Genomic DNA, 18,257 nt, shown 5'->3' with positions numbered 1-18,257 from the left:
CTTGTTTCTTTAATGTTAAACGACATTCAATTAAACAGTATTCTTGAAGATTTTGATATTGCTTACTGGAAGATTAATCTTCTGAACAAAGAGGTAAGCTGGTCAGAACATTTTAACACGCTGGTTGGGAAACCAGAACTCTCTGAATCTAATTTTGATTATTTTCTAAAAGAAATTTTACATAGCGACTATCGTTACGATTTCAGAATTTATTTTGAAAAGCTAACCGAAGAGAATGAAGCCTTTAGCATTGAAGTTAAACTAAAACTTAGCAATGGTAAATATCGTTGGTTTGAATGCCGAAACCTTTTAAACAAAGACAATAATAGGAAAACCGCTGTGTTGCTGTTTGTAAACATACACCAAAGCAAGCGCGACCAATATACCATTGAAGAAAACTTTTTCTATTACCATGAAACCGCACAAATGACCAATACCGGGGGATGGTATATAGACATCGTAAATCGCAATATTTATTGGGATAATGTTACCAAAAAAATTATTGACTGCCCCCTTGATTATCAGCCCCCCTATGAAGAACATTTTAAGTTCTACGCACCCCAGGAGCATGCAACCGTAATGTCGGCTTTTGAGAAATGCGAGAAATATGGAATTCCGTTTAAACTGGAATTAAAAATGCGAAACCTCTATCATAAGGATTTTTGGATATGCGCCACAGGAAAACCGGTTTATAACGAAGAACAAAAAATTATAGGAATCAGGGGCGTTTTTCAGGACATCAATAAACAAAAGATCAATGAACTTAACTTACAAAATTCCCTGGATATCATAGCCACCCAAAATTCGAGGCTATTTAATTTTGCACATATAGTTTCCCATAGTTTACGCTCCCACAGCAGCAATTTATGCCTTATTGCAGAATTATTAAAAGAAGCGAAAACCGATACCGACAAAGTAGAGTTAATTCCTAATGTGACAGATATTTCAGAAAATCTGGATTCGGCTATAAATCAATTAAATGAAATTGTAAACAAGCAAACACTTTTGCGAAAAGAACGCAGAATTATATCCTTTGAAAAAGCATTAAGTGGGGTAATGGCTTCAACCTCATCTCTAATAAATCGAGAAAATGCAAAAATCGTAGCTGAATTTCACAACTTAAAAGAAATTAGCTATATCCCTGAATATCTTGAAAGTATTTTACTAAATTTAATCACAAATGCTATAAAATATAAACATCCTGGAAGAAAACCGGTGATTTTTATACAAACCTATATGAAAAACGAAACTCCTTTTTTGGAGATTAGTGATAATGGGTTGGGCATTGACCTGGATCGATATGGTGATAAGATGTTTGGGATGTATAAAACCTTTCATGAGAACCTGGATTCACGAGGTATTGGGCTTTTTATAACTAAAAACCAGGTAGAAACACTTGGCGGTTCAATCTCGGTAACCAGCACTATAGATGTAGGCACTACATTTAAAATTAAGTTTTAACACTAAACACTAATTCTCATGGGGCAAAAAGTAGAATTGGCGTGTATTATTGACGATGACAAAATATACGTAAACCTGGTTAAAAAGATTATTGAAATCAAAAAGCTATCAAATAATCTCCTTATTTTCAAAAATGGCAAAGAGGCTTTAGATCATTTCAAACTTATACTTGAAAATGCCAACGAAGAAATACTACCCGACATCATTTTTCTTGATATTAATATGCCTATCATGGATGGCTGGGAGTTTTTAAATGAATTCATTAAAATCAAGAATATTTTTGACAAAAAAATAACCCTTTATGTAGTAAGCTCTTCTATAGATCCGAGGGATTTGGAACGGGCAAAATCTTTTAACCTGGTTACAGATTATTTAATCAAGCCTATAGAGCTAAAAAAATTCGAGAAAATTTTTCACCGTAACGGCCACGCTGCGGCTTAACTTTATTTTTTTGTTTCTTCTTCTTTTGGAAAAGCACGTTTATTAAAAAGCAGCAGCAATATTACCCCGGCACTAATGGCGGTGTCGGCTATGTTAAATACAGGCTCAAAAAATGTAAAGTAATTTCCTCCCCAAAAAGGAATCCATTCGGGCAGGTTACCCTGCCATAAGGGAAAGTATAGCATATCTACCACCTTTCCATGAAATAAGGTGCCGTAGCCACCCTCTGCCGGCATAAATTCGGCTACCTGACCGTAACTATCGTTAAAGATAATACCATATATAACAGAGTCTATAATATTACCCATAGCCCCTGCAAAAATTAAGGCTATTGCGGTAATTAAAATCCTGGAACCATTTTTTCTAACCGAGTCCCACAACCAATAACCAATACCTACAACGGCCACCAATCTAAAAAGTGTTAGAAAAAGCTTACCATATTCGCCGGGAATTTTTGTCCCCCAGGCCATACCCTCATTTTCTACAAAAAGAATCCTAAACCAATCAAAAACCGGCACTTCCTCGCCAAGCGCAAAATTGGTTTTAATATAAAATTTTGAAATTTGGTCTATTAAAAGTACCAAAACGATTATAATACTCGCTTTTTTTAAGGACATGAACTCTATAAGATTAAATAAAGCCGCTAAAATACTATTTTTATTTAGTTTTTAACCGGTTATAAATCAGCTTACAGAAAACCGATTTATAATTAAATAAAACATCCCCAAGCATAAGCCAAGGGATGCTGTATAATTGCTATGCAAGAAGTTGTTATTTCTGCATATTTTTAGCTTCAATGCTCAAGGTAGCGTGTGGCACCAGCTTTAAACGCTCTTTAGCGATTAATTTTCCGGTTACACGACAAATACCATAGGTTTTATTTTCAATACGATTTAGTGCGTTTTTAAGATCACGAATAAACTTCTCCTGCCTAATAGCCAATTGCGAGTTTGCCTCTTTACTCATGGTCTCACTACCCTCTTCAAAAGCTTTAAAAGTAGGGGCAGTATCATCTGTACCGTTATTCCCATCATTTTTATAAGCATTTTGATAAATCTCTAACTGTTCCTGTGCTTTGGTAATTTTCCCTTTTATAAGGGCTTTAAACTCCGCTAGCTCAGCGTCGCTATACCGCTCTTTTACTTCAGTTTCCATAATTCTAATGTTTTTTAATCAACATTTTAGTAGTAATGTCATCAAAAGCCACTTCGACTCCCTCGTTTACTACCTCTGCAAATTCGAGACTTGCAGTTAATGTCTCATTTTTGATATAGGTTATATTTTGGTTAACGGCATTCTCGACTATACCGTCTCTTTGTAGGGTCACTTCAATAGTATCTGTTACCTCAAATCCAGAATCCTTTCTTATATTCTGTATCCTGTTCACCAATTCCCTGGCAATACCTTCCATTTTTAATTCTTCAGAAATACTAACGTCTAAAGCTACAGTAATATTACCACTACTTGCAACTAACCAACCTTCAATATCCTGGGAAGTAATCTCTACTTCTTCTGTAGCTAATTTAATCATTTCTCCGTTAAGATTTACAGCAATCTCCCCTTCTCGCTCTATGGTTGCAATATCTTCAGATGTTAAATTATTTATCTCATTGACTATCAGCTTCATATCCTTACCAAACCTCGGGCCAAGCACTTTAAAATTTGGTTTTATCTGCTTAATTAATAGCCCTGAAGCATCGTCTATAAGCTGCAACTCTTTTACATTAACCTCAGATTTTATCAAATCTTCAACTGCCTGAATTTCTTCACGTTGCTGTTCGTCAAGTACCGGTATCATTACCCTTTGAAGCGGTTGGCGTACTTTTATCATCTCCTTTTTTCTAAGCGAAAGCACCAGGGATGAAATAGTTTGCGCCTTCTCCATTTTGCGCTCTAAAGATTTATCAACAAACTTATTATCATACTTTGAAAACTCAGCCAAATGTACCGATTCAAAGTTCTCTTTATGTGTACTATTGTTTAAGTCTTTGTAAAGTCTGTCCATAAAGAAAGGAGCCACAGGTGCACTTAGTTTCGCTACTTCAATTAAACAGGTATATAAAGTTTGATATGCCGAAATTTTATCTTGCTGATAATCTCCTTTCCAGAACCTTCTTCTACTTAAGCGCACAAACCAATTACTAAGGTTTTCCTGTACAAATTCTGAAATTGCCCGGGTAGCCCGGGTAGGTTCATAATCGGCATAAAATTTATCTACCTTCTCAATAAGCGTATGTAACTCTGAAAGAATCCAGCGGTCTATCTCGGGCCTTTCTGCCAAAGGCACATCTTCTTCTTTATAGGTAAAGCCATCAATATTGGCATATAGAGTAAAAAATGAATAGGTGTTATAGAGCGTACCGAAGAATTTACGTCGCACCTCAGCAATTCCTTCAATATCAAATTTTAAATTATCCCAGGGATTAGCATTAGAGATCATATACCACCGGGTGGCATCTGGCCCGTATGCGGCAAGCGTCTCAAAAGGATCTGCTGCATTTCCTAGACGTTTAGACATTTTTTGTCCGTTTTTATCTAAGACAAGTCCGTTAGAAACTACGTTTTTATAGGCTACATCATCAAAAATCATGGTAGCAATTGCGTGTAGGGTATAAAACCATCCGCGGGTTTGGTCTACCCCTTCGGCTATAAAATCGGCCTGGCGGTCTCCTGCTTCTACTTTTTCTTTATTCTCAAACGGGTAATGCCATTGTGCATAGGGCATAGAACCAGAATCAAACCAAACATCTATCAAATCGGCCTCACGTTTCATTGGTTTCCCCGAGTCTGAAACTAACGTAATTTGGTCTACTACATTCTTGTGAAGATCTACCAAATCGTAGTTTTCTTCACTCATATTTCCGGGCTCAAAGGCTTCAAAAATATCCTTCTCCATAAATCCGGCTGCTACAGCCTTTGTCATTTCTTCTTTCAATTCGGCAATAGACCCAATAATCTTTTCTTCGTCACCTTCTTCGATCCTCCAAATTGGCAAAGGTATTCCCCAGTAACGACTTCTGGACAAATTCCAGTCGTTCGCATTGGCCAACCAGTTGCCAAACCTACCTTCGCCGGTAGATTTTGGTTTCCAGTTTATACCCGTGTTAAGTTCGTGCATGCGATCCTTAAATTCTGTTACTTTTATAAACCAGGAATCTAAAGGATAATAAAGTATAGGCTTATCGGTTCTCCAGCAATTTGGATAGCTGTGAACGTATTTTTCTACTTTAAAAGCACGATTTTCTTCTTTCAGTTTAATAGCAAGTTCAACGTCTACAGATTTCTCCGGAGCCTGCCCTTCGTCATAATATTCGTTCTTTACGTACTTACCGGCAAATTCGCCCATTTCGGGTCTAAATTTACCCTGAAGATCTACCAGGGGAACCAGGTTTCCATGCTCATCTTTTACCAATAATGGCGGAACCTGCGGACTAGCCTGCCTGGCCACCAGAGCATCGTCTGCACCAAAAGTTGGCGCAGTATGTACTATTCCGGTACCATCTTCTGTAGTCACAAAATCCCCCGAAATAACGCGGAAAGCATTTTCTGGATTTTCTGAGGGCAAAGCATACGGCAATAACTGCTCGTATTTTATCCCTACAAGATCTTTTCCTAAAATAGTTTCCCCGATTAAAAACGGTATTTTTTTATCGCCTTCGGTATAGGTTTTTAGCTCTTCTTCGGTTTCAACTTCTTTAAATTTCTTATCGAATTGAGCCTTTGCCAGTGCCTTCGCAACCAAAATGGTTATTGGCTTAAAGGTGTACTGGTTATAGGTTTTTACTGAAACATATTCAATTTTAGGGCCTACGGTTAATGCCGTGTTAGACGGTAGAGTCCAGGGTGTGGTAGTCCAGGCTATTAAAAATGCTTCTTCCAGTTCTTTTTTTACGGCAGCTTTAGAGGCATCTGTAATTTTAAACATGGCAGTTACCGTAGTATCGGTCACATCCTGGTAAGTCCCGGGCTGATTAAGCTCGTGAGAACTTAAGCCAGTTCCTGCTTTTGGTGAATATGGCTGTATGGTGTAGCCCTTGTAAATAAGGTCTTTCTTATAAATTTCGGAAAGCAGCCACCAAACTGTTTCCATATATTTAGATTTGTAGGTAATGTATGGGTCGTCCATATCTACCCAATACCCTATTTTTTCGGTAAGATCGTTCCATACATCGGTGTAACGCATTACCGCATTTTTACATGCATCATTATACTTTTCTACAGAAATCTTGGTACCAATATCTTCTTTGGTAATACCTAATTCTTTTTCAACCCCAAGTTCTATAGGCAAACCATGGGTATCCCAACCGGCTTTACGTTTTACCTGAAAGCCCTTTTGAGTTTTATATCGGCAAAAAATATCCTTAATAGCTCGCGCCATTACATGGTGAATTCCCGGAAGTCCATTTGCCGAAGGCGGCCCTTCAAAAAACACAAACGGCTCTTTGCCTTCCCGAGTAGAAACACTCTTTTCAAAAATATCGTTTTCCTTCCAGTAACTTAAAATTTCTTCTGCTACTTTAGGTAAGTCAAGTCCTTTATATTCAGGGAACTTATTGCTCATTTTTTCAAAATTTCCAATGAATCGCGAAAATAATCAATTTTAAGAAAAGAGTAGGTCAGAAAAACGGAAAAAGCTAACTCAAAAGAAAAGTAAAAACCTCACAGGTTTTGGAAACCTATGGGGTTTGGATGATAATAAATTAAAGTTTATAAGATATCTTCAATAAGGCAGTTCGGGGATGAATAAAGATTCGTTGGTCTCTAATGATAAACTGACTAAAAGAATTATTTCTTCTATAGCGCACATCAAAGGCATTATTTATGGCTATTTCAAAACCCCAGGGGCTATCTTCCTTATTATAATATAAAGAGAAATTCCCTATTTCAAAACGGTTGATATCTCCTGTATTCTGGTTTTCGTAATAATTATTCTGATAATCGGCTTTTAAAATAAAGGCATTCCAAAAATCGTATTCCAGGATGGCATAGGGATTAATTTGCTCAAAGCTATTGTTGAAATTATCGTTGCCGAATTCATTAAATCGATGTTCCACTCCCAATTCTATATTGGGTAGATCCTTGAAAGATGTTTCTGTTTTAAAAGTATACCCGTATTTTTTTGATTCATAATCCAGGATTTCTTCATTGATAATTCGGGAGTAATTAGAAAGATTACCGTTTGTCTGTAATGTGAATTTAAAATCGTTGACCTTTTTGGAAAAAGAACCACTCAAACTAAAGGTTTCTTCAGGCAAATCGGTATAAATTGCAGTAGTAATCTGGTCAATTCCTTCAATTATGGTAGTATTCCGTACCGATTTCAGGCGATTGGTATAATTAAAATTAGCATTGATAAAAACACCTTTAAACAAACTGAATTTATAATAGCTTAAGGACGCAGAATGATAAAGCTGGTTTTCCAGGTCTTCATTCCCCTGGTATAGCCTATTAAAACTTGTTAGGCGCAACCTGTTGGCGAAAGTTGAAGCATCTGAAAAACGAGAATTCAACTTATATTTAAGTTTAAGTTTTTCTGAATTATGAATTTCATATTGCCCTTCAAATTCCGGAAGTAAAACCGGCTTGGTTTTATTGGTGATTTGTTCGCCTAATTGATCAATATCCCACATATAAAAATGATAGAAAAGTCCCGGTTTAATAATAAGATCTCCCAGTTTCATTTTATACTGAAACCCGAAATATTGGTCCATAAACCTAAAATCCAGGTCGTTATTGAAGCCTGCTTCGGTAAAATCGTTTACCTCGCCACTATTTAAAACCTGTGCATCCAGGGTGGTGAAGTGCTGATTTAAGAAATCTACGCCCACCACAGGATAAATATGATTGGTATTGTTTAAAACCCAGTAATGCTTCAATTCTAAAGCTGCTTTGTTTAGCCTGGAAGAAGTATTTTGAAGGAGTTCATATGTTTCATCTTTGGTTACTAATGGTAAAATCCCGTTAAATAGTGGCCGGTTAAAAAACCAGTTCCGGTGATTATTGTCTTTACTAAATTTATAATTTACCGTAGCCGTTGTGGTGTGTTTATAAGAAAACTGCTTGCTGTACTTTAAATTTTGGGTAAAATCTATAGCATCTGGTTCATTTTGAGTATCCACAAAAGTTGTGTTTTGAGGGGTTTCTGAAGTAATTTGTTCCAGTCCATCTGCGCGGGAAGTTTTTACAAAAGCATCGTAGGTAAGGTCTTCTTCAACATTGGGCACAAAACTTAATTGCAATTTATTCAGGGAGAAGAATAAATTATTATTGGTGCGGGTTTCCCGAAATTCATCTAGACCGTTGTTATTTACATAAGTGATATCATTTTCCTGCAGCATTTCCATCTTGTTGTTGGAAGCGATGGTGTAGGCATTTACGTCTAAATTATCGGTGATTTGCTGTACGATATTGAAAGCCCCGAATTTATTCTTACTATAAACAAAATCATCGTTTCTAAGAAACCGGGCAAAATCATCGTTATAAATATCTAATACGCCGGGGTTATCCATTAGGGCGAGAATGCCGCCTTCAAAATTTATATAATCCTGCATAGAGAAAGAGCGCTCTCCAATATTATTAAAGTCACCAATTACATTTACAGAAATTTTCGGACTATAGTAAAAAAGAGTGGGATGTACCACATATCTTTCTTCAGGGCCACCACCGGCCTCAATATCCCCAAAGACAAACTTTTTCTTTCCTTCAGAGAGCTTGATATTCATCGCCATTTTATCACTGTCTTCAAGTCCTTTTAAAAATGGGACTTCGCTGTAGTTATCCAGAACCTCTACTTCATCTACAGCATCTGCCGGGATATTTTCTACAGCTAACTTAGTATCTCCAGTAAAGAAGGTTTTGCCGTCTACCATAAGCTTATCTACTTTTTTACCATTTACGGTAACATTTCCTTCACGGTCTACTTCTACACCCGGCAGTTTTTTAAGTACTTCCCTTAGTTTTCTTTCCTCACCGGTTTTAAACACCTCGGTCCTGTAGGTAATGGTATCTTCCCTAACCAAAACGGCCATTTTTTGTTTGATAAGGATTTCGTCTAAGCTTTCTTTACTGGACTCCATTTTAAAATTCCTGGGAGTGTCTTTGGCAAGCCTCAACGTATCAGAGATTTTTTTGTAACCCAAATAACTTAATTCAAGTACATACACACTGTCGTTTTTAAGGTTTAAACGGTAGCGCCCCCGCTCGTCGGTTATTGAGAATTCCATAGAAAGGGCATCATTTACAGGAATTGCTATAAGGTTTGCTCCAGATAGAGGTTCATTTAGAGAATCTGTGACCTTGCCAGTCAACTGGTTTTGCCCCCAGGTTGCCATAACAGTCCATAAGCTTACTAAGAATAATAAATGCTTAGATTGTTTCAATAATTGATAATTTAAGAAGATTTCTAGCGTATCGAGTTACCAAAAATTGGTTTAAGCTATTTTTGGATTTATTAAATATCTATCCTCGCTCCCTAATATCCTTTAAAACTTTCTTTACCTTTTCCTCATATTGTTTTTGACCTATAGTCTTTTTGGCTTTGGGTTCAGTTAAATCGAAATTATTTGAATTAAACTCTATTTTGCTAGCTTTAAAAGTATATTTAGGATTTTTGGAAAATTCAAGGATTACACCGGGAAGACCATCATAATTAAAAGGCCCGGAAGAAAGAGGAATCTCGGGACTGAACCAGGCTTCTACCTCTATAAGCATTTCATCTTCATTTTTATCAAAACTCTTATAACTCGTTTTCGCTTTATAGCAATTAAACCCTAGTATCTTCTTACTCACATCAGTTATATTCCAATCCTGAAATTGATCATTATTTTGAATGATAGTCATCCTTTTCCCGAATACATCTCCCGTTTTTATTTTTTTATCTTTATCGTTAAAATAGACAAACCCTCCTCCCACAGCAGCCTTAGCTCCTCTCATTACTCTCTCTGAGTCTATTGGCATATTATCTACAGCTTGAAATTTCGAAATATCTCTATCTGCTTCTAAAACAAAAACCAAATTAGCTATTGCATTGTTTTTAGCTTGTACTTCTTTCCTGTATTCTATAGGAATAGTAGTATTCTCAGCTTCAGAAAGGCTTACTGTATATTCAATTTTAACCGATTGGATATTTTGGGAGCATAAGGGTAGCACAAGAAATAAAAAAGAATATTTTAAAAGCCTCTTTGATATTTTAAAATTAAAGTAAAGCATAATATTATTTTTATCAACTACCCGGGTAGTTTTTTACCGGTTCCGTAAAATCAGTCAAATTATTCTTTGGCTCCAATATTCCGTAAAAGCATAATGGCTATTTCGTAATATATTCTGTCTACGATAACTGCTAAACCTATTAATGCAGGCATTAATACCTATCGATAAATTGTACAATCCCTACAAAAACGAATATAATCGAGAACACACAATAAATAAAACATTTTTTGTTAATTTAATAAAAATACACCCATAAAAATTAATTTTATATAAAAATACAGCAATATGAATCTAAAAAAATGGAGATAAGCCTACAGATTTTTAAAAATTTTAGGGTTTAAAGAAACAGTTTCTAAAAACTATACCTCAGTGATAAAACTAAATTTCTACCTGCTGCGGCAATTCCCGAAGAATAGGTGCGGTAGCGTTGGTTGGTAATGTTCTCCAGGGAAGCGGTTGCCAGCAATTTTTTACTAAACTCGTATTGGCCGGTAAAATTAAGACTATACCAGGAAGGCGAATAAGGATTTCCATTATCATCTATGGCATATAAATAGGTTTTTCCCTGTTCGGAAGGAGCCAGATCTTCATAGTCAAACTGCCCATTGTATTCAGCAAAAAGATCGAATTTCAGCTTTTTTTTATGCCAAATCAAATGGGTATTTCCAAAGATAGGAGCTGCATGGCGTAAGGCCGAGGTAGAACCATCTTCCTGTTCTTCCTTACCTTCGGTTAGGCTAATTTGAGAGGTTAATCGCAAAGCCACAGAAAAATCTATCTCTACCCCGGTTTCAAAACCGTACACAAAGGCTTTCGAAGCATTTTGAATAGCCTGTACGCGACTTGGCTCTCCCTGGTAGTCAATTTCAGTTTCTCCATTTAGATTAAAATCCCTGCGCACCATGGCATCATTCAAATAGGTATAAAATGCAGTAGCAATAAAACTGATATTTTCTGCCGGCTTCCAGTCAAAACCAAGTTCACTGCTGTAAGCGTATTCTGGTTTTAAATCTGGATTTGGCACTACCACTGCACCGGGTTCAGAATCAAAAATTTTCCCTACATCATCTATATTAGGCGCCCTAAAAGCGGTAGAGAGATTTAACCGCCAGCCGATGAACCTATTTTGTTGCCAGTTAATTCCCGCGCTTCCGGTTAAAGCTCCGGTATTAATATTGGCTTTCTTAAATGGAAAATCGTATAAATTCTCATCAAAATCGGCATTTACCAGAATATGATTATATCGAAGCCCCGATTGAAAAGAAAGGTCTTCCTGAATTTTCCATTGATAAGTAGTGTAAGCAGCTATAGATTGCCAGGTGGCATCATCGGGGTATCGGGAAGCGGTAACTTGCTCTTCATCTGTTAAAATATTTTCAGCAAAACCTGTGGAGTTCACCTTATTAAAAACATATTCTGCCCCGTAAAACAAACGGCTATCGCTAAAGGTCTTTTCAAAATCTAAATTAAGCGAATAGGCATCTACATTTTCTGTAGTGTTGTACAACCAATCTTCGCCAAAATCGCGATTATGGCGACTTTCTTCAAAAAACTGGTAAGCTGCGGTCATTTGGGCTTTATCATATAATGCCCCATCTCCTTTTTTATTGATTTTAAAATTCCCCATAAACCATTCTTGTGGCCCATAGTACCACTGCGCACTGCGCAATGCGCCATCCCGCTTTCTATAAAGTCGGTCGAATCTTGGGAAATTAGAAGTGGCAGAATAGATAAGCCCTAAATTAAGGTCCCAATCTTTATGAGGCATAAATTTCACCTTTTGTAGCAGGTTTATTTGCTCATAACCCGTAGGCTTCTGCACTCTGGGATCGTCATTTGAAATTGCCACATCTTGCCCATCTCTTCGTACAACATATTCGTTGCGCAAATATTCATCAGGACCGTGTGCCCCCATTTTTAAATCATCGAAATCTGAAAAACTAACACTGCTTAAAAATGCCCAGTTCTCACGACCAATATTCACATCGGCGTGAATAGTTTTTTCGTTGTTGGCAGTAGCGTATCGAGCGTATGCGCTACCTGATACGGAAGTATCATCGCCAAATGAAAATCTTGGTTTTAAGGTATAAAAATTCATCACCCCACCTATGGCATCACTACCATAAACTACCGATCCCGGCCCGAGGATCACCTCGGTATCTCCTATGGCTAAAGGATCTATTGATATAATATTTTGAAGGTTTCCGCTTCTAAAAATTGCGGTATTCATACGAACGCCATCTACTGTTATTAAAAGCCTATTAGTAGCAAAACCACGAATCATTGGGCTCCCACCACCCAACTGACTTTTTTGAACAAAAACCTGCCCGCTGCTTTCCAAAAGATCGGCCGATGTTTGTGGACTGGCCATAATAATATCCTTTGCTGAAAGACTAAGGATCTTCTGCGGAACCTCATCTTTGTCCATTTCAAATTTTGCCACCGAAAGTACTACTTGCTCCAGCTCGTTACCGTCATTTTTTAAATAAACCTTGTTTTTATTCTGTAATATTTGAGATTTTCTAATACTGTGCTCCCCGAAGTTAACGTGCTTAAAATGAATAAGCTCATCCCTATCAAATATTGAAATATTAGCGATCCCCTTAAAATTGGTGAGGGCACTTTTAGACTTATTGGTATTGTACAAAGCCACACCTGCCAGTGGCTCATGAGTTTCTTCATCTAAAACCTGCACCTGCTGCGCATAGCTACTTTGAAGCATAAAAAAAAGGAGAATTACTCCTAGAATTGAATTTTGCATTTAGCTAAAAATTTCATTGAGAACGGCAAGCGATTTTGGTTTCTTAAATCCTTCTATGTGCAACCCGTAATACAAAAGTAGCATATTTAGGAAGTTTGCCCTGGTTTGTTGATTCAATTTCAAAGTATTTAAGTCATCAAAATGTATGCCTAACAACTGCCTTAAAACCGCTACATTTTGGCCATCTATACAATAATTATTTACGCTATTCCACTCAAAAACCCCCTCCAAAAGATTGAAATAATCGAGTTCCCTGGCATCGGCATCGGGATAAAAACCAAGGTATCGCGTAAGGTTTAAAAGAAAAAGGAGATGAAAGTTAGCTATTTGGTTATGCAAATCCAACCACATCAAAGAAGTCTCCAGATACTCAAATAATTCGCGGTTGGCTTCTTCTTCACGAATGGCATTTTTTAAGACTTCGGCCAAAAACATAAGCATAGCACCCTTTACCATATTGGTATGCAAGCTTGTATAAGTGTGCTTAACTTTGGCTTCTTTAAGATATTCCATCTTCCCCTGATTGCGATGGTTGGCCACAATTTCCAATTGGGTGAGCAGTTGAAATTGCGAAGCTTTAAATTTGCCTTTTTTAGATTTAAGCACGCCTTTTAGCATATAGGTTTTTAAACCATCGCTATACGTATAGGCTTTCACAATTAAATCGGCCTCGCCATATTTTAAGGCACTAATTATAATTGCCGGGGTAGTAACAAGCATTTTTAAAAAATTTATGCTTTTCGAAGATAAATAAAAGAGGTTGCCTGAAATGTCTAGTTTCGTCAAGCTGAACTTGTTTCAGCTTCTAAGATATTTTGATTATCAGCAAATTAGACCTCCGAATAAATTTCGGAGCAGGCTCTGAAATAAATTCAGCATAACGATTTTAAGAACGTTCCAGACAGCCTCTTTTTTATACTTTTTAATGAACGTGATTTACACTACGCCCTGAGCGAGCATAGCATCGGCCACTTTTACAAAACCAGCAATATTAGCGCCTTTTACATAGTCTATATAACCGTCTTCTTCTGTTCCAAATTCTACACAACGCTCGTGAATATTGTTCATAATCTCGTGAAGCTTTTCATCTACTTCTTCTGAAGTCCAATTGTAGCGTATTGCATTTTGGCTCATTTCCAATCCTGAAGTAGCAACCCCACCGGCATTAGAAGCTTTACCCGGGGCGAAAAGGATTTTGGCGTTTTTAAACACTTCTACGGCTTCGGGCGTACAGGGCATATTGGCTCCTTCACCAATACAAATACAACCATTGGCTACCAATTTCTTTGCATCTGCTTCTTCCAGTTCGTTTTGCGTTGCACAAGGAAGTGCTACATCACAGGAAACTTCCCACGGAGTTTTACCTTCAAAATATTCTGCAGAAGGATACTCCTTTACATATTCGCTAATTCTACCACGTCTTTCATTTTTAAGCTCCATAACAAACTGAAGCTTCTCTTTATCTATGCCATCTTTATCGTACACATATCCACCAGAATCACTAAGGGTTACAACTTTCCCACCAAATTCAAGGGCTTTTTCGGCGGCATATTGAGCTACGTTACCAGAACCCGATATTACAACGGTCTTATCTTTAAAAGACTCTCCTTTTGTACTAAGCATATTTTGTGCAAAATATACATTCCCGTAACCTGTAGCTTCAGGACGAATAAGAGAACCACCATAAGAAAGCCCTTTTCCGGTTAAGATTCCGGTAAATTCATTTTGCAGCCTTTTATATTGCCCAAACATATATCCTATTTCGCGTGCACCAACGCCAATATCACCTGCAGGAACATCGGTATCGGCACCAATATGGCGATAAAGCTCTGTAATAAAACTTTGGCAAAAACGCATCACTTCATTATCTGATTTTCCTTTAGGGTCGAAATCAGATCCACCTTTTCCACCACCAAGGGGCAATGTGGTTAAACTATTTTTAAATACCTGCTCGAAAGCTAGAAATTTCAGTATACTTAGATTTACCGAAGGGTGAAAACGCAGCCCTCCTTTATATGGCCCTATGGCTGAATTCATTTGAATCCTAAAGCCACGATTTACCTGAATATTACCCTCATCATCTAACCAGGTAACCCTAAACATAATAACTCGTTCCGGTTCTACCATGCGCTCCAGCAATTGCTTGTTTTGATACTTTTTATTCTTTTCTATAAAAGGAATAATAGTTTCAGCAACCTCGTGCACTGCCTGCAGGAATTCCGGTTCATTTTGATTTCTTTCCGATACTTTATCGAGAAAATCTTTTATATTTTGTTCCATACTGTGTAATAGTTCAAATAATTTATAAAAAAACTGTGTTTAGTCTGCAAATATATAGGTTATCTAAAACCTGACCTCAAATTTTCATCTTTTCAAACAATATTAACGGCCTTAATGTAGCAAATTAGAAACAGAATATATTATAATTTTTCTTAATGTAGTTTTTATATATTTGTTATTCGTCCAAGCCTGAGGTAATGTTCAATTACAAAAAATTTTTAACTTTTAGTGTTTTTTTATTCCTCTTTCAGGTGAAGGGATTTTCCCAATTTGGAATTGCGCACGAAATTGCCGTTAAAGCAGGTCCGGCTTCATTTTTTACAGATTACGGTGAACGCTGGAACGTAAGAAATAACCTGAATAACGCGGGCTACGGAATAGGAATTTCCCATTATATAAATTTTGCTTATAAAACCGATTGCCATTATTCGCAAACGGCCTCCTTTTTTATCAACCATTTTAGAATTAGAAATGAATTGGATTACTTTTATTCTAAACTGGAGCATTTTGGCCCCGTAGCCAGTAAACCATCAAGGGGAGGTGAATTGTTGCGAGCTATGCACGGAGAAAGTGAAATTATTGAAGGCGGGATCCACCTGGAATACCATCCCTTTAGAATTCGGGATTTCACCCATTCGGGATATATGTTTTCACCCTATATAAGCCTGGGAGGACATTTTGTATCTTATAAAGCAGATGCTTATTCTGATTTAGGCCCGCTAACCGACCCCAACAACGTATTTCCAACTTTTATTGGTGGAATGAATTTTGACCGCGGCACCACCTATTCTATCGTAGCCGGACTTGGAGTTCGCTATCGATTGGGATTTAGGCACGACCTTTTACTGGAAGCCAGGGGACAATATTACGGAAGTGACTGGATTGACGGACTAAACATTAATGCTCCTCAAAATAAGTTTAACGACTATATTCTTTGGATTAATGTAGGCTATGTATATTATATTAACTTTCAATAGCCGCAGCAGTGGTAATTTTACCTCCCAAATCTTTTAATGCTGCTTTTGCTTTTTCAAAGTCTTCCGCATTTAGCGCTCTCGTGGCATCTTCTATAATAGTTGCTTTAAAACCTTCTTTTATAGCATCTTTAGCAGTAAAATACACACAAATTTCGGCGGCAAGCCCACAGAAATAGAGATCTTTTGCATTTTTCTCTTTTAAATAGCCGGAAAGCCCCGTAGATTTTAAATGCCTGTTATCATAAAACGCGCTATAACTATCTATTTCTATATTTGTCCCTTTTCTAAAAATAGCTTCAATTCTAGCCGTTTGTAAATCTTTATGAAATTCGGCTCCCCCGGTATTTTGTATACAATGGTCTGGCCACATCACTTGTGGGGTTCCATGAAGGTCTATGGTTTCAAACTCATTTTTCCCATTATGACTGCTGGCAAAACTAGCGTGCCCTTTTGGGTGCCAATCCTGGGAGACAATTACCAAGTCAAATTTTTCCTGAAGTTTATTTATGATCGGTATAATTTCATCTCCCCCCGGAACCGGAAGGGAACCACCAGGCATAAAATCGTTTTGCGGATCTACAATAATTAGTGTTTTCATGTATACTATTTTTGGTAAGCAGCAATCAATTTATCACGTTCCTCTTTTAAGGCTTCACTAATCCCTACCTTATAAATATGCGGATTATTGAATCGTTTATATTCTATAGAAAGCTCTGCCAGCCTTCTTTTACTATACTCAGCAATTTCCTGAAGCGTTTTAGGTGTTAATTTGTTCTTTCCTTTTTCCATTACCGGCTTAAGTAGCGGTTCTTTTTGTAAGCCCCCCACCTTCATTTGCTTATAAGGCTCAAAAGGGTGGATCATATTTTCAATCTCCTCCTCTTCAAAAAGGCTCACCAGGTCTGCACCCACGCAATTCCCTTCAGAATCCCTTAAGCGATACACTTGTTTTTTATGCGGAAGCGTAACCTTGGCGATGCTCTCTGATATTTTAATTCTTGGCTTTCCGTGAGAGTAGGCCAATTTATAAACCCCGTCTAAGGCGGCATCGGGGCTGCCAATAACGAGGTTGGTGCCCACTCCAAAAACATCTATCCGGGCTCCTTGTTCCAGTAAGCTTTTTATAACATTCTCGTCTAGCTGATTAGAAGCCGCTATTTTCACATAATCCAATCCAGCAGCATCCAGCATTTTTCTACTTTGTTTAGAAAAATAAGCCAGGTCTCCGCTATCAAGCCTAATGGCCATTAATTTTTCACCGCGTGCTTCCATTTCTTTGGCAACTTTAATAGCATTTGGCACACCGCTTTTAAGTGTATCGTAAGTATCTACCAGCAAAACACAATCTTTTGGCCTGCCCTGGGCGAAATCCCTAAACGCAGTAATCTCATCGTCATAACTCTGAATAAAAGAATGCGCCATAGTTCCTGAAACCGGAATATTAAAATCCCTGCCGGCCACCACATTGCTTGTGCCATTAAAACCACCAACCATAGCAGCACGGGTTGCATAATATCCACCCGGCCCCTGGGCTCTTCTTAAACCAAAATCCAATAAGCTGCGTTCTCCCGAAACCAATTTAATTCTGCTGGCTTTGGTTGCAATTAAGGTTTGAAAATTCAGCAAATTCAGTAAAATGGTTTCAACGATTTGCGCTTCTATAATATTGGCTTCCACCTGTAGGATTGGGCGGGTTTGAAAAACCACATCTCCCTCCTGCACAGCGTAAATATTTCCGTGGAACTTAAAATTTTTCAGGTATTCCAGGAAATCATCATCAAAATCCTGTTTTTTCAGGTAAGCAAGGTCCTTCTCGTTAAATTTTAAGTTTTCAATAATTTCCAGTAGGTCCTGAAGCCCGGCAAAAATAGCGTAACCACCCTGATAGGGAAGTTTCCTAAAATAATAATCGAATATAGCGGTGTGGTTCTTTTGGCCTTTTTTAAAATATACCTGTGCCATTGCCAGTTGATACTGGTCGGTATAGGTAGCTGAAAAATCTAGCATAGCTTTTAGTTGGTTTAGACTTTATGACGCAACGCACTAAATTTTAAAATTTGCGCTGCTCTACCCTACAAATTTAAGCTTTTACAAAACTCTAGCTTTGTAATTTTAGGTAAATTACCTCG

13 protein-coding genes are annotated in these 18,257 nt (G+C 37.4%); 3 read left to right on the top strand and 10 right to left on the bottom strand.

What is annotated here, in order from left to right; genetic code table 11:
* Nucleotides 1-12: 12 nt before the first annotated feature.
* Both GUB10_RS03420 and GUB10_RS03415 read left to right on the top strand, forming a co-directional pair.
* Nucleotides 13-1,461, top strand: a complete 1,449-nt coding sequence (locus tag GUB10_RS03420) for a PAS domain-containing protein (protein ID WP_193710045.1) — start codon at nt 13-15, stop codon at nt 1,459-1,461.
* Nucleotides 1,462-1,479: 18 nt separating this feature from the next.
* Nucleotides 1,480-1,902 (top strand): response regulator, encoded by a 423-nt coding sequence (locus GUB10_RS03415; RefSeq protein ID WP_193710044.1) that lies wholly within the window; start codon nt 1,480-1,482, stop codon nt 1,900-1,902.
* Nucleotides 1,903-1,904: 2 nt separating this feature from the next.
* On the opposite strand, the gene GUB10_RS03410 is transcribed toward GUB10_RS03415, so the two are convergent.
* From GUB10_RS03410 to gdhA, 8 genes are all read right to left on the bottom strand, one after another.
* Entirely contained in the window at nt 1,905-2,519 is a 615-nt protein-coding gene (locus GUB10_RS03410; RefSeq protein ID WP_193710043.1) for a lipoprotein signal peptidase, read from the bottom strand.
* Between the two features lie 154 nt (nt 2,520-2,673).
* On the bottom strand, nt 2,674-3,057 hold the full coding sequence (locus GUB10_RS03405) for a TraR/DksA C4-type zinc finger protein (RefSeq protein WP_193710042.1): 384 nt from the start codon (nt 3,055-3,057) through the stop codon (nt 2,674-2,676).
* A gap of 4 nt (nt 3,058-3,061) precedes the next feature.
* Entirely contained in the window at nt 3,062-6,463 is a 3,402-nt protein-coding gene (gene ileS, locus GUB10_RS03400) for an isoleucine--tRNA ligase (RefSeq protein ID WP_193710041.1), read from the bottom strand.
* Between the two features lie 139 nt (nt 6,464-6,602).
* Entirely contained in the window at nt 6,603-9,281 is a 2,679-nt protein-coding gene (locus tag GUB10_RS03395) for a carboxypeptidase-like regulatory domain-containing protein (protein WP_227740297.1), read from the bottom strand.
* 79 nt (nt 9,282-9,360) lie between these two features.
* Nucleotides 9,361-10,110, bottom strand: coding sequence for a GLPGLI family protein (locus tag GUB10_RS03390; RefSeq protein ID WP_193710040.1), 750 nt, complete (start codon nt 10,108-10,110; stop codon nt 9,361-9,363).
* Between the two features lie 352 nt (nt 10,111-10,462).
* A complete protein-coding gene (locus GUB10_RS03385; RefSeq protein WP_193710039.1) occupies nt 10,463-12,871 on the bottom strand; it encodes a TonB-dependent receptor in 2,409 nt (802 codons plus the stop codon).
* Nucleotides 12,872-13,591 (bottom strand): DNA repair protein RecO, encoded by a 720-nt coding sequence (recO, locus tag GUB10_RS03380; RefSeq protein WP_193710038.1) that lies wholly within the window; start codon nt 13,589-13,591, stop codon nt 12,872-12,874. It lies immediately after the preceding gene.
* A 216-nt stretch (nt 13,592-13,807) separates the two neighbouring features.
* Nucleotides 13,808-15,151, bottom strand: coding sequence for an NADP-specific glutamate dehydrogenase (gdhA, locus tag GUB10_RS03375; protein ID WP_193710037.1), 1,344 nt, complete (start codon nt 15,149-15,151; stop codon nt 13,808-13,810).
* Between the two features lie 197 nt (nt 15,152-15,348).
* On the opposite strand from gdhA, the gene GUB10_RS03370 reads away from it, so the two are divergent.
* Nucleotides 15,349-16,128, top strand: a complete 780-nt coding sequence (locus GUB10_RS03370; RefSeq protein WP_193710036.1) for a glutamate dehydrogenase — start codon at nt 15,349-15,351, stop codon at nt 16,126-16,128.
* On the opposite strand, the gene pncA is transcribed toward GUB10_RS03370, so the two are convergent.
* Together pncA and GUB10_RS03360 are read right to left on the bottom strand one after the other, a co-directional pair.
* Nucleotides 16,115-16,726: a bifunctional nicotinamidase/pyrazinamidase gene (gene pncA / locus GUB10_RS03365; protein WP_193710035.1), complete on the bottom strand. Its 612-nt coding sequence runs from the start codon at nt 16,724-16,726 to the stop codon at nt 16,115-16,117. The genes GUB10_RS03370 and pncA overlap by 14 nt on opposite strands.
* A gap of 5 nt (nt 16,727-16,731) precedes the next feature.
* Nucleotides 16,732-18,135, bottom strand: coding sequence for a nicotinate phosphoribosyltransferase (locus GUB10_RS03360; RefSeq protein WP_193710034.1), 1,404 nt, complete (start codon nt 18,133-18,135; stop codon nt 16,732-16,734).
* Between the last annotated feature and the right edge of the window lie 122 nt (nt 18,136-18,257).

The organism is Salegentibacter sp. BLCTC (assembly GCF_015143665.1).
GTDB lineage: Bacteria > Bacteroidota > Bacteroidia > Flavobacteriales > Flavobacteriaceae > Salegentibacter > Salegentibacter maritimus.
Note: the sequence above shows the minus strand (reverse complement) of the source record. Positions and strands in the feature narration are given on the sequence as shown.